13 protein-coding genes are annotated in these 12,578 nt (G+C 64.6%); 7 read left to right on the top strand and 6 right to left on the bottom strand.

Annotation, left to right across the window (positions count from 1 at the left end; genetic code table 11):
- Nucleotide 1 precedes the first annotated feature (1 nt).
- Nucleotides 2-673, bottom strand: coding sequence for a hypothetical protein (locus tag C2U31_RS30520; RefSeq protein WP_158658359.1), 672 nt, complete (start codon nucleotides 671-673; stop codon nucleotides 2-4).
- A 328-nt stretch (nucleotides 674-1,001) separates the two neighbouring features.
- Here C2U31_RS30520 and C2U31_RS12015 point away from each other — a divergent pair, with 328 nt between their 5' ends.
- The gene (locus tag C2U31_RS12015; RefSeq protein ID WP_103272993.1) at nucleotides 1,002-2,228 is read left to right on the top strand and encodes a hypothetical protein; all 1,227 of its coding nucleotides are present in this window, start codon (nucleotides 1,002-1,004) and stop codon (nucleotides 2,226-2,228) included.
- An 89-nt stretch (nucleotides 2,229-2,317) separates the two neighbouring features.
- A complete protein-coding gene (locus tag C2U31_RS12010) occupies nucleotides 2,318-3,586 on the top strand; it encodes a hypothetical protein (protein WP_103272992.1) in 1,269 nt (422 codons plus the stop codon).
- 79 nt (nucleotides 3,587-3,665) lie between these two features.
- Here the strand turns inward: C2U31_RS12010 and C2U31_RS12005 are convergent, their stop codons facing one another.
- From C2U31_RS12005 to C2U31_RS11995, 3 genes are all read right to left on the bottom strand, one after another.
- The gene (locus C2U31_RS12005; RefSeq protein WP_103272991.1) at nucleotides 3,666-5,192 is read right to left on the bottom strand and encodes a M81 family metallopeptidase; all 1,527 of its coding nucleotides are present in this window, start codon (nucleotides 5,190-5,192) and stop codon (nucleotides 3,666-3,668) included.
- Nucleotides 5,193-5,204: 12 nt separating this feature from the next.
- Nucleotides 5,205-6,524, bottom strand: a complete 1,320-nt coding sequence (locus tag C2U31_RS12000; RefSeq protein WP_103272990.1) for an MFS transporter — start codon at nucleotides 6,522-6,524, stop codon at nucleotides 5,205-5,207.
- Nucleotides 6,525-6,631: 107 nt separating this feature from the next.
- Nucleotides 6,632-7,945: a D-serine ammonia-lyase gene (locus C2U31_RS11995; RefSeq protein ID WP_103272989.1), complete on the bottom strand. Its 1,314-nt coding sequence runs from the start codon at nucleotides 7,943-7,945 to the stop codon at nucleotides 6,632-6,634.
- A gap of 109 nt (nucleotides 7,946-8,054) precedes the next feature.
- Here C2U31_RS11995 and C2U31_RS11990 point away from each other — a divergent pair, with 109 nt between their 5' ends.
- Nucleotides 8,055-8,981 carry a LysR substrate-binding domain-containing protein gene (locus tag C2U31_RS11990; RefSeq protein ID WP_103272988.1) on the top strand — a complete coding sequence of 309 codons (927 nt, stop codon included), beginning with the start codon at nucleotides 8,055-8,057 and terminating at the stop codon, nucleotides 8,979-8,981.
- Here the strand turns inward: C2U31_RS11990 and C2U31_RS11985 are convergent, their stop codons facing one another.
- Nucleotides 8,982-9,941, bottom strand: a complete 960-nt coding sequence (locus tag C2U31_RS11985) for a MerR family transcriptional regulator (RefSeq protein WP_103272987.1) — start codon at nucleotides 9,939-9,941, stop codon at nucleotides 8,982-8,984.
- Nucleotides 9,942-10,128: 187 nt separating this feature from the next.
- Between C2U31_RS11985 and C2U31_RS11980 the strand changes: the two genes are divergently transcribed.
- The 4 genes from C2U31_RS11980 (at nucleotide 10,129) to C2U31_RS11970 (ending at nucleotide 11,978) form a co-directional block, all read left to right on the top strand.
- The gene (locus C2U31_RS11980) at nucleotides 10,129-10,584 is read left to right on the top strand and encodes a fasciclin domain-containing protein (protein WP_103272986.1); all 456 of its coding nucleotides are present in this window, start codon (nucleotides 10,129-10,131) and stop codon (nucleotides 10,582-10,584) included.
- A gap of 74 nt (nucleotides 10,585-10,658) precedes the next feature.
- On the top strand, nucleotides 10,659-10,796 hold the full coding sequence (locus C2U31_RS30515; RefSeq protein ID WP_158658358.1) for a hypothetical protein: 138 nt from the start codon (nucleotides 10,659-10,661) through the stop codon (nucleotides 10,794-10,796).
- A 66-nt stretch (nucleotides 10,797-10,862) separates the two neighbouring features.
- Nucleotides 10,863-11,408 carry a hypothetical protein gene (locus tag C2U31_RS11975; protein ID WP_158658357.1) on the top strand — a complete coding sequence of 182 codons (546 nt, stop codon included), beginning with the start codon at nucleotides 10,863-10,865 and terminating at the stop codon, nucleotides 11,406-11,408.
- A gap of 120 nt (nucleotides 11,409-11,528) precedes the next feature.
- Nucleotides 11,529-11,978 carry a DUF6389 family protein gene (locus C2U31_RS11970; RefSeq protein ID WP_103272984.1) on the top strand — a complete coding sequence of 150 codons (450 nt, stop codon included), beginning with the start codon at nucleotides 11,529-11,531 and terminating at the stop codon, nucleotides 11,976-11,978.
- A gap of 42 nt (nucleotides 11,979-12,020) precedes the next feature.
- Here the strand turns inward: C2U31_RS11970 and C2U31_RS11965 are convergent, their stop codons facing one another.
- Nucleotides 12,021-12,464 carry a CopD family copper resistance protein gene (locus C2U31_RS11965; protein WP_103276350.1) on the bottom strand — a complete coding sequence of 148 codons (444 nt, stop codon included), beginning with the start codon at nucleotides 12,462-12,464 and terminating at the stop codon, nucleotides 12,021-12,023.
- Nucleotides 12,465-12,578: the final 114 nt, after the last annotated feature.

Genomic DNA, 12,578 nt, shown 5'->3' with positions numbered 1-12,578 from the left:
GTTATCCACCTGTCGCTGGTTTTGAGAACATTGCCTGAACCGGAGGCAAATTCCCTAGAGCATCCGTAATTATCGGTTCCATTCGATCCGCCGCCTCTCTAGTAACGTAATTCAGGTATCGAGCAGAGAAGGCAAAAATGATCGCCAATCGCATTGTCTTCGCTTTGTCATGCCAAGAAAAAAAAGCCTGTTCTTGAAATGCAATATCAGCTGGAAGGATCGCGTGGGTGCCTGCATTTCCGTGCACAAATTCCGAACATTCACGATATACCGCTTCAGCAACAGCCAAATATTGCTTGGCACATTCCGAAAATGCCGGATTAAACGCCTTGACAAAATTAGTCGAAAATACGCCACTTTGCGGATCTTTCAATGCGCTCCAGTGGATATCTTTCGAGTCTTTTGCCCACATTCTATAGTCAATTTCGTGCGCCGAAAACTGCACCGTAGCGAGCATGAGTTCGAAAAAAAGCCTGAGCCCACCAAAAGCGTGTCTATATTGCCCGGAAGTCAATGCAAAAAGAGCGAATTGATATTCTTTTACTGCTGATTCGAGGACCGTCGCTTCTGGCCGTTGCGCGATCGCCATTTTCAGTGAATCGTAATCAAGCAGATAATTGTGCGACGCTATCAGTGCCGCACTTGCTCCATTTGCGCCGACCATCGTATCCATGACGACGTCCGAGTTTTTCAAAAGAGCACGATAATACTCTATCACATCCATTAGGACCCCCTGTTTTGCAGTGAATATGGCGCGAAGACAACCAGAAAATAGCTATAGTGCTTAGCCCATACGCAATTATGACGCGCCCGCTGACAACTGCCAATTCTTGGGGAATATGAGGCGACTGTCGAATGGCGGCTTCTGGCCGAAAGGGGACATTGTCCATAAATAAGTTGAGCTTTTCATCCAACGACTTCTTAGCGGCGTTGGCCTCCAGTACAGGCCCCTCCAAGAGCCTTCGACTATATTGCAGCCTGACTCTCGGACAATCCAAGAAATGTCTCTGCTCATCCCCCATCGTCGCCAAATTTTCCTCCCCACGCTAACCCTGGCCGCCCTATCCCTACTCAGCACCCAAGCCCTCGCCACCCCCCGCACCATCTACACCGGCCCCCTCCAAGGCGCCGGCACCATCGTCCTAGAACTGGACGCCCCCCCCACCCCATCCAGCAGCCCCCTAACCGGCCGCTACTTCTACCCCGCCCACGGCACAGACATCCCCCTGACCGGCACCGCCGCCTCCCTGACCGAACCCTCCCCCTCCCCCAACACCTCCACCCCCGCCGCCACCTGGCAAGGCACCCTCACCCCCACGTCCTACAAAGGCACCTGGACCGACGCCAAAACCGGCAAGCAACGCCATTTCGACCTGAAACGCGTCGCCCAATACGACACCGCCCAGCTCGAACAAGACCGCAAGCAAGCCCGCGCCACCCAGGTCAACCTGGGCGACGTGGACCTGAACGCCGGCATCACTTCCACCCGCGCCCCCTACGACACACTGAAACTCGCCGGCCACGCCAAGCCCGTCGGCAAGGAAATCGGCAACGCCACGGTCGCCTATCAGATGTGGCAGGACCCGCGCACCAAATTCCCCTATCCCCGCCTGACCCGCCATCCCGACCCGCAGGTCATGCAGCGCATCAACTACCTGCTGGAGCAGCGCCATTGGCAAAAGAGCCTGGGCGCGCTGGACTGCAAGGCGACCGCGTACACCAGCACCAATCCCATGGCGGGCACGCTGGGCGGGTTTGATGAAGAGGATGTGAAAGTGACCTGGCTGTCGCGCGCGCTGATGACCGTGACGGAATCGGGCAGCCTGGATTGCGGCGGCGCGCATCCGTACAACCATTTCGATGCCTATACCTTCGACCTGCTGCGCGGCGAGTATCTGGACTGGAACCGGGTGTTTGACGCCTATGTGCCCGGCAAGCGCACGTTCGGCGGCGAGAAGAGCGCAGCGCTGCTGACGCTGGTGAAGCAGGCGGTGGACCAGGGGCCGGACGCCAGCAAGGCCGACCAGCATCCGAACCTGGAAGATTGCGCGGACCTGTGGCCGGAGTATCTGGCGCTGGGCGCGCAGGCGCCGGGCGCGTTGAGCCTGTCGGTGTCGGGCGTGGGGCATGCCTCGGGCGCGTGCTTGGGCACGCATGCCCAGGTGCCGTTCAAGGCGCTGACGCCGTATCTGAAACCGGGCGGCGAGGCGTATCTGGTGCGGGACTGACTCGGGCGGCGCTGACGGGCGTATAGTCGTGCGATCAATAAAAGCCAGATGCATGGCGCGCCGCTGGAAAACATGATTCGGGGAAATCGATGCGCACCGTCAGAGCAATCCTGTCCATCCTGATTCTTGCCGTGTGTTCGGTATCGCCGGCCCATTCGGAAGGGATTTGGCATACCGACTCGGCCGGCTGTCGCGTGATCAAGCGGGCGACCCAGCTCAGTCCAGGCTATTCGTATGGATGGAGCGGCGCGTGCAAGAACGGGTATGGCGAAGGCGCCGGGACCCTCACGAAGTACTTGAATGGACACGTGATGTCCACGGCGACAGGCGTGCTAGTGCATGGGGCCTGGCAAGGGAAGGTCGTGGCCCAGGAGCGCCAAGGGGAGGCCCAGGAGTACTTTTATGTCGATGGGGAACTCAGCAACAAGGCGGCTCCCGCCGGCGCCTCGCCGGAAAGCAAGGTAGCAAGCAGCCCAGGCAGCGGCAGTGTTCCCCCTAAAGCTGCCGCTGCGCCCGGCAGCGCCACACGGACGGCATCAACCCCTGCCGCCGCCAGTTCGAAAGAGCGATCGACGGCCTCCGCGAACTGCCCGGTCGAAACGACGATTTCAAGCCCCTCTCACGGGGCGATCACGCTGAAGTTCGCGGCCCTGCGCGAGAAAATGCTCCCGAAAGCAGAGTTGGATGCGTACTTCCAGGATCTGGTGGCACTCCAGCGTGAAGCCAGCACAAACGTTCAAAACAACGGACTGCGCATGTACTCCGCCTACGGCATGACGGACACGCCACGGCAACGCGCATTGCTCGGGTGCGAGGGGAATTCAGGTGGCGCCTGCGCCGACCTGGTCATCAACAGGGAGCCGCCGAACTTCGCTGACACCATCACGCCACGGCTGAAGGTGTATCAGTGCCATCGTGACGCGGGATGGCCCTCGGCCAGCGATTCCGCATCGCCGCGCGGCAAGACGCCGATATCAACAGCCGCGGCGCCTGCCGGTGCTCGGCCGCAGACGCCGGCACAGGAAAATGATCATGCGCCGTACATCTCGGGCAAATGCGTGCGCATCGTCCAAAGCGGCAAAGGCGTGTCGGACGCGTACAAGCGGATCCAGAACGATTGCACGAAACCCGTGGCCGTCACGTTCTGCCTTGAGGCGCCCGGGCCGATCAATCAATGCCTGAATCCCCTCAGGTATGGCCTCAGCGACGTCATACCGGCGAAAAAGTCCCAACTGACGGCGGACGCGATTCAAGGACCTTGGACTGCGTGGTTCTTTGTCTGCGATATGAGCAACCCGAAGAAGCACAGATGCCTGGTGCCCAAGGATATTGCGGGAGCCGGCGCGTTCAGGGATTGATGGATGATGGCGCTACGGCTCGACTCGCTCACGAGTCGAGCCGTGGCCGATCGACTGCGGATATCGGTACCGCTCGGCGTCAGGCTCCTTGCCTGTCCTCCAACGCAGCGCGATCCGCCAACGGCCAATACTCTCCAACCAGCCGCTCCCTCGGAAACGAAGTGATATCAGCAGTACTCAACCCCACGCTATCCACCGAGACGATCTGCGCGGCCAACCGCCGATAACCCGCCCGAAAGTGGTTGGCCCCCTTGATGGCGATGAGCTTGTACGCGTTGACGTCGATGCCGTGCAGAAAAAACGGTTCCTCGTCATAGATCTGTTCGGCGCGCGAGGCGACGATGACGTCCACGCCCTGGATGACCAGGCGGCACATCGCGCCCAGGTCGAAGCGCACGCCTTCGAACATGGAGCCGGCGCGGTTGATGAAACGGCCGTCGGTGATGGCCTTGACGTAGGCATTCACGCGCAGCGGTTCACCCTGGAAACGCCCCTGCTTGCCGCCCAGCGAGATGCTGATGGTGGCGCCCACGCCGGCCTGCCGGGCCTGTTCGACGACGGCGGCGTCGTTGATGGACGCGAAACAGCAGGTGCCGGGCGCGGGCTGGGCGTCGAGGACGGCGCGCAGCAAGTGGGTGCCGTCGCCGGGCGTGCCACCGCCGGGGTTGTCGGCGTATTCGTTGACGACGACCGGGCCGTGCGCGGCGGCCAGGGCCTGCGCCACGCCTTCGGCCGGGCTGGGGAAGGACGGGCGGAAGTCCTCGCGGCGCGTCCAGATCCATTGCGCGACTTCGTCAGCGCAGCGCTCGGCCAGCGCAAGGTCGCCGGCGCTGGTGCAGACCACGGCGGGGCACGGCGCGGCGATGTCCGCGTAGGGAAAGCCGTGGAACCATGAACAGTCGATGACGCCGGGCCGCTGGGCCAGTTCGGCGCAGACGGCGTTGACCTCGGCGGGAATGAAGCCTTCCTGCGTGGTGACGATGTAGGGCAGCATGGGCAGGCGGCGCATGACGGTCACGGGCCGCAGGCGGCCGGCGATGATCTCGCGCAGCAGCGCCACCGCCTCCACGCCCCGATCATGAAAATCCGTGTGCGGATAGAGCTTGCAAGGCAAGGTCAGTTCGCAGCTGTCGCGCATGGCCTCGGTCATGTTGCCGTGCAGGTCGTAGACGGCGGCGATGGGCGTGGCGGGGCCAACCAGTTCGCGCACGGCCACGCACAGGTCGCCCTCGATGTCTTCGACGCCGTCGGCGACGCCGGCGCCGTGCAGCGCCAGCAGCACGCCGTCCACCGGCAGCGCGGCGCGCAGGCCGTCGAGGATGCGGCGCTTCATCTGGGCATAGGCCTGGGCCTCGATGGTGCCGGATGGCGTGGCCTGGCCGACGTAGGCGCAGACCAGTTCCGCGCCGGCCTGCCGCGCGCCTTCGATGAAGCCGCCGACCTGGTGGTTGGATTTGTCGAAGGCTTGCAGGATCTGGTCCTGGCCGCTGTACTGCTCGAAGGCGCGCAGCGGGGTCTGGCCGGCGAATTCGGCGGCGTAGGTGTTGGTCTCGTGGATCAGGCCGGCGACGGCCAGACGCAGCGGTGTTGCGGGTGTGCTTGCCATGTTGCGGGCTCTTCAGCGATTGACTTTCTTGGGGTCGAAGCTCAGCGCGATCAGGGCGCTGACCAGCAGCGCGCCCGCGATCACGTAGATGGCCGGCGCGGTGCTGTGATAGATGTCGCGGATCCAGCCGATCAGGTAAGGGCTGACAAAGCCGCCCAGGTTGGCCAGGCTGTTGATGATGCCGATGGACGCGGCCGCCGTGGCGCCGCCCAGGAAGGCGGTGGGCAGCGTCCACATGATGGGCGAGAAGCTAATGATGCCAGCGGCGGCCACGGACAGCGCGATCACGGCCAGCGTCAGGTTGGTGCCGGCGAAGACGCTGGCGACCAGGCCCACGGCGCCCAGCACCAGGATGAAGACCAGGTGCCAGCGGCGCTCGCGGCGCAGGTCCGAACTGCGTCCGACCAGCACCATGGCCACCATGGCGACCAGGTACGGAATGGCGCTCAAGAGGCCGATGCGCACGCCGCCTTCGGCGCCGGCGTCCTTGATCAGCGTGGGCAGGTAGAAGCCCAGCGTGTACAGCGCCATCATCGCCGGGAAGGTCATGGCGATGATTTTCCAGATGCGCGCGTCGCGCAGCGCCCGCAGCAGCGGCATGTGCTCGCGGCCGGCGTTGTCTTCGGCGATGTCGCGGGTGATCAGGTCGCGCTGTTGCTGCGTGAGCCAGGTGGCGTCCTGCACGCGGTTGGACAGGATGAGCAGCACGCCGATGGCCAGCGGAATGGTCGGCAGCGCTTCCAGCACGAACAGCCATTGCCAGCCCGGATGGCCGCCGACCAGATGGAAGCGTTCCATGATCCAGCCCGACAGCGGGTTGCCGATCAGCCCGGCCACGGGGATGCCGGCCTGGAAAATGGCGGTCATCTTGGCGCGGCGGCGGTTCGGAAACCAGTACGTCAGATAAAGGATCACGCCCGGATAGAAACCGGCCTCGGCCACGCCGAGCAGGAAGCGCACGGTGTAGAACTGCCAGGGCGTGGTGACGAAGGCCATGACGCCCGACAGGATGCCCCAGGAAATCATGATGCGCGCGATCCACAGGCGCGCGCCGACGCGGTGCATGATGAGGTTGCTGGGCACCTCGAACACCATGTAGCCGATGAAGAACAGCCCGGCGCCCAGACCATAGGCCGCTTCGCTGAATTGCAGGTCCGCCAGCATGTTGAGCTTGGCGATGCCGATGTTGATGCGGTCCAGGTATGCGACCACGTAGCAGAGCATCAGGAAGGGGATGAACCGCAGCGCGACCTTTCTGTAGGTCGCGTTTTCAAAGGCTTGCTGGTCCGGGTTTGCGGCCCGGCCGGCGGGTAGGGAAGCGCTGGCGCTCACGGGTTGTCTCCTTGGAATGTCGTTGTTGGTATGGGGGTCTGCCTGGGATCGGCTGGGGATCTGCTGGGGCTCTGCCTGATATCCGCGGGATATCGGAACGTGGCGGCTCAGGCCGCGCGGCGCGGACGCAGCGTCCTGGCGTGTTCCTGGAAGCCGCGCAACGCATCACGCGGCACCAGCGATCCGCCAGTGGCCCAGATGACGTGCGTGGCGTTGGCCATGGCCAGGCCCTGGGCATAGGCGCGGCCGGCGGCCGAGCCCTGCAGCCAGCCCGGCCCCGAGACGGCGGCGGCGGCCGAGGGTTCGATCTCGGCGTCCAGGCTGTCCTTCAGGGCCAGCAGGTTCAGGTACAGCTCGTCGTCCGACACGGTGAAGACGCCGCCCAGTTGCGGCGTCATCAGCGACGCCACCAGCTCGGACGCCTGCCCGACCGCCAGGCCGTCGGCTTCGGTGCGGTTGTCCAGGCCCAGGTCGTAGACGGACGTGGGAGTCTGCATGCCGGCGGCCAGCTGCACCAGCATGCACGGCGAGGCCACCGGCTCGGCGAAGAAGCAATGCACGTGGTCGCCGTACAGCGCCTTGAGTCCATGGGTGATGCCGCCTGGCGCGCCGCCGACGCCGCAGGGGATGTAGACGAACAGCGGATGTTCGGCGTCGACCTTGCGGCCCGCCTCGGCCAGTTGCCGCGCCAGGCCGCGCGCGGCGGCGGCGTAGCCGAAGAACAGCAGCTCGGATTGCTCGTCGTCGACGAAGTGGCTGCGCGGCGCGGCCAGCGCCTGCGCCCGGCCGGCGGCGACGGCCTGGGCGTAGTCGCCGGCGTGCTCGATGACGCGCACGCCGCGCTGGCGCAGGCGGTCTTTCTTCCATGCCTTGGCGTCGGCGGACATGTGCACCACGGCGTCAAAGCCCAGCGCGGCCGCCATGACGCCGATGCTCATGCCCAGGTTGCCGGTGCTGCCCACGGTCACGGCGTACTGGCCGAACAGCGCGCGGGCCTGTGGCGTGGCCAGCAGGCGGCGGTCGGCGTCGGCGTGGGGCAGCAGGCCGTGCTCCAGCGCGATGGACTCTGCAAGGGCCAGCACTTCATGAAAACCGCCACGGGCCTTGATGGAGCCGGCCACGGGCAGTTCGTCATCACGCTTGAGATACCAGCTGCCGGACGCCGAAGCGCCGCCCAGTTGCTGCTGCAAGGCCTGGGCGGGCATCAGGCGGGACTCGATCTGCCCACCCGCATTCGCCAACTCGGGAAACAGCCCGGCCAGCAGCGGCGCGCAGCGCGCCAGGCGCTGCTGCGCGTCGTCGATCCGATCCAGGGACGGCGCGTCGTCGGGCAGCGGGCCGCCCCGGGCCGGGTTGAGCCACAGCAGCGGCGTGCGGGATTGAAGCTGGGCTAATAACTGGGGATCGAGATTGACGGTCATCTTGCGCGGGCATGGGAAGGAACAGGCGCAGATCGTAGAAGCCGGCGGCGTGCAAGAATAGCGATGATTTCTAATCCTGCCATTAGCCTGACTTATTTCTGCCCTCTTCATGCCAGTCCATTTCGATTCCACGCTGCTGGGCGCGCTGCGCTGCTTTGACATGGCGGGCCGCCATCTCAGCTTCACCCGGGCGGCCGAGGCCATGAGCCTGACGCAGAGCGCGGTCAGCCAGCAGATCCGCCAGCTGGAAGACCGGCTGGGCTATCCGCTGTTCGTGCGGCGGCAGCGCGGGCTGACGTTCACGCCCAAGGGCGAGCAGCTGCACGCCACCGTCAGCCGCGCGCTGGGCGACATCCAGCAAGAGATCGAGCGGCTGGGCCTGCCCGCGTCAGCCTTGCAGGTCAATTGCCTGCCCTCGTTCGCGCTGCAATGGCTGATGCCGCGCCTGACGGAATTCCATCGCCTGCAGCCGGACGTGTCGGTACGGCTGAAGGCGGAATTCCAGCCGCTGGACCGCAAGCGGATGGACGAGGAAGACATCGACATCGCCATCCGCTACGACCCGGACGACTACGGCCATTTACAGGCCGACGCGCTGATGGACGAGTACCTGCTGGTGGTGGCCACGCCCGAGTATCTGGCCGCGCATCCGCAGTTCCAGGCCGGCAAGTCGCTGGACGGCGTGGCGTTTCTGCACGACGCCTCGCCCTGGGTCGGCGCGGCGGAGTTCATCGAGTGGCGCACCTGGATGCAGGCGCACCAGCCGCGCTGGCTCAAGCATCTGGACGGCCCGCAGTTCAACCTGGCCAGCCTGGCCATCGGCGCGGCGCTGTATCACCAGGGCGTGGCGATCGGGCGCAGCGCGATGGTGCATGACGAGGTCCGTAGCGGGCGGCTGGTCGATGTGTTCGGCAAGCACGTCGCGGCGCCGGCGCGGTACGTGCTGCTGTCGCGACGACCGCAGGAACGGCGCACGCGGATATTCTCGGAATGGTTGAAGGCGGAGTGCCGGGCGTTTGACGCGTCGCGGACGTGATCAAAGACGTGTCGTGGGTGGCATGGGCAGACCTTCGGCCGTCGCGAGCTTTTCCATCGCGGCTTCCAGGATGGCGCGCGCCTGACCCGCGGCCCGCTGCAAATCGCTGTGCAACTGGGCATCGTCCGCACTGCGCGAGGCGCATTGGGCGCTATAGCGTTCGAAGCTACCCACCATCATCAACAGGTCCGCCAGATGTTTGGGGCATTCGCATGCCAGCCCGCTGCCGGAAGCCATGATGGTCAGCAGCGCGCTTTCGTCAAAACGGATGTCGGGCAGGTGGGATGGCGGTTGTGGCGGAAGACGTTCTCCGGTCAGGGCCGAGCGGCACAGCAGCGCAAGCTCGTTTACATCGGCTGGAACGCGCGCAACCAGGCAGTCCTGGGCGCGAAGCGCCCGAATGGTGGCGCTGGCGCAGAAGCGATAGAGCACCACGACAGCGACCGCGCCCCAACGATTCTTGATGCCGGCGATCAGCGAAACCGCGTTGTCGTGCAATTCTGATTGCTCGATGACCAGGACTTCCACGCTGGCGTTTGGCGCGTCCTGCGCGGCCTGCTCAAGCTGGGAACGGCTGTATTCCAGCACCAGATCGGCTCTGTCGCGCGCGCTGCCCGCAATGCGCTTCGCAAGGTTGCTGCCAATTACCCCGATTCGAATGGGTCCGACGGCATCAGGCTGCGTGTATGCCGCATTGGCGAGTTCTTGCAGTTGGGCGTCAGGCATCAGGGCAAGCACGCCGATCGCATGGCCCTGGTCCACCAACTGTTTCAACAGGCTCAATTTGCGGACCTGTTCTGCGGAATACAAGCGCTGCCCACGTTCGGAGCGCTCCGTGTTGGAAAGGTTGTAGCGCCGCTCCCAGACACGCAGTGTTTCCGGGGAAAGTCCTGCCAGCCGCGCCGCCGCGCCGCTGCGATAACTCACGTGCTGCGGTTCCGAAGAAGCCTGATGTTCCATGTCGACGCCCTCTTTATGACCCGATATTGACCCGTTTTGTTTGTATTTTAGCGGGTCATTTTATGGACTGTGAAGATTTCGGCGCGTAAATTTACTTTCAAGCGGTTCACATGACCCACTCGATACCGCGCAACCGGGGCGCCAACCTCATCGTGCAGCCCCCCCTCGTCTATGAAAGGAGTCGATTATGAAACGCGTCCTGACCACCCTGACGTTCGCCCTCGCGCTCGGCACCGCGCAAGCCGCCGACATCGTGGACACAGCGAAGTCAGCAGGTTCCTTCAATACCTTGGTGACCGCGGTGCAAGCCGCGGGATTGGTCGACACGCTGAAGGGCCCCGGGCCGTTCACCGTGTTCGCGCCGACCGATGACGCATTCGCCAAGATCCCCAAAGACAAACTCGATGCGCTGCTGAAAGACAAGGCGGCCTTGACCAAGGTGCTCACCTACCATGTCGTGCCCGGCAAGGTGATGGCGAAGGACGTCAAGGCGGGCCCGGTGAAGACGGTTGAAGGCGATTCGTTGACCGTGGCCGTGAATGGCGGACAAGTCAGCGTCGACAACGCCAAGGTCGTGAAGACGGACGTGGTGGCGGACAACGGCGTGATTCACGTCATCGATACGGTGGTGATGCCCAAGTGACACGCGTCTGGCCGGATTGCGCCAGTCGCATGGGACGATTGACTGGTTCATCGCGCCGTCCCCGGTAAGGTGCGATGAACCACTTTTTGTCTTTCCGCCACCGTGGTCCGCGCGCAGCGCATGGCGCGATGGCCGTGCTGATCCCCAGCGACAACATCGAGCCGGACGACTTCATCAACGAGCTGTACTGCCCGTTCTGCAAACGGGCCTGAAGCCCGCCAGCGGCCCTCGTCGTCAATTTCAGAATCCTCTGGTGGCGTGCGCCGCGCGGCCCCCGCATGATCTTCGAGCGCGCTTCATTGCGCGCCCTTTCTCCAGATCCTGCCAGGGCCACCATGACACTCCGCACATTGCTTCGCGCCGCCGCCTGCCTCCTGGCCATCCTTCCGTCGCCCGCGCCGGCCGACAGCACGGGCCGCCTGCAATTCCTCTATACCGCCTTCATGGACGTGCGCGGACTGGCCGCGAACACGCTCGAACACTGCGCGCGCGACGCCCCCGGAACGCAATCCATGCTGCAAGGGCTGTACCAGGACTGGGACCGCAACCATGGCCGCCATCAGACCGAACTGCAAATGCTGATCCGCGCGCAGCTGGTCGAAGCCATCGGGCCGGAACAGGCCGAAGCCTTCATCGACAATGCCAGGATGCAGGCGCACAAGCAGCTGGCGCCCCGGTACTTTCCGCAACGGCCGGTGGCGGACAGCGCATACTTCTGCGGCAAGCTGCTGCCCCAGACCTTGCGGGGCGAGGTGCCGATGCTGCGCTTTGGGCAGTACGTGCGGGAATACAGGAAAGAGACGGCGCCCCGCGCAGGGCCGTAGCAGTGCGCGCTTGCCGTTCAGGGCGTCGGGACGGCTTCTGTTAAAACAGACCATCCAACCGCCCATGCGCCCAGCCGGCGCATGCCTGAACCCGCGCCCCCCGCCCTGAACGAAACACCCATGACCCAATCCGACTACGAAGCCGAACTGCTGCGCATCCTGCGCGCCCACGACGCCACGGCCCGCGCCACGCTGACCGCGCTGATCGCCGCCCTGCCGCCCAAGGCGCGCGAAATCCACATCGTGGTGTTCCCCGACCAGGACGGCGAAGGCACGTTCTCGGTCGTGGCCAGCCTGGAAGGCCCGGACCTGTTCGTGCTCAACAAGGCCATCGAAGGCCACCGCTACCTGTTCGACGTGCGCCATACCGAAGACGGCATCGAGCCCGAGGTGCCCCTGTTCGGCTCGGACGAAGCCGGCTTCGACGTGCAGAACGTGATCGTCGACACGGCCATGCAGTGGGTCGGGGAATTGTGGGACGCCTGCGGACGCGGCCGTTCGCCGTTGCCGGGGCTGGTGTATGGCGAGGAAGGCTACGGCACGCGGGAACCGCTGGTCTTGCCCGTCTGACGCTTCGAGTATCGGGCGGCCCGGCGCGGCATCACGCCGCGCTCACCACGCCACATGGAACATCGCCTTGGCCAGCACCACGATCAGCACCATGTGACAGAACACGCTGACATGCATGCGCCGGCTCAGCGCCCCGCTCAGGCGCTGCCGCCGCGCCAGCGTCAACGCAGTGAGCACATGCGCCAGCACGCTAAGCGCCAGCGCGATCTTCAGCGACAGCAGGATGCCGAACGGCGAGCCCAACGGATCCGCCAGCGCGCCGCGATACTGCCAGGCCATTGCCAGCCCCGCCAGGTACAGCACCGCCACCGACCAGGGCAGCACCACCCGCACGCGCGGCCCGAGCTGACCGCCCAGCGCCTTGCGCACGTCAACGGGCAGGCGCTTGTGCACCGGTTCCAGGAACAAGACTTCGAATGTCACCGTGCCGACGAAGAGAAAGGCGGCCAACAGGTGCAGGATGAGGAACAGGGGATAGGCGTTCATGGCGTCATCGGATTCTGGCATCCGCGCGCCATCCGATGGCATGACAAAGATCAAGCCGCCCGACGCCGGCCGTGGATAGCCACGGCGCGCCGCCCAGAATGCCAAAGGCCGGAC

Source organism: Achromobacter sp. AONIH1 (assembly GCF_002902905.1).
Taxonomy (GTDB): domain Bacteria; phylum Pseudomonadota; class Gammaproteobacteria; order Burkholderiales; family Burkholderiaceae_B; genus Achromobacter.
Note: the sequence above shows the minus strand (reverse complement) of the source record. Positions and strands in the feature narration are given on the sequence as shown.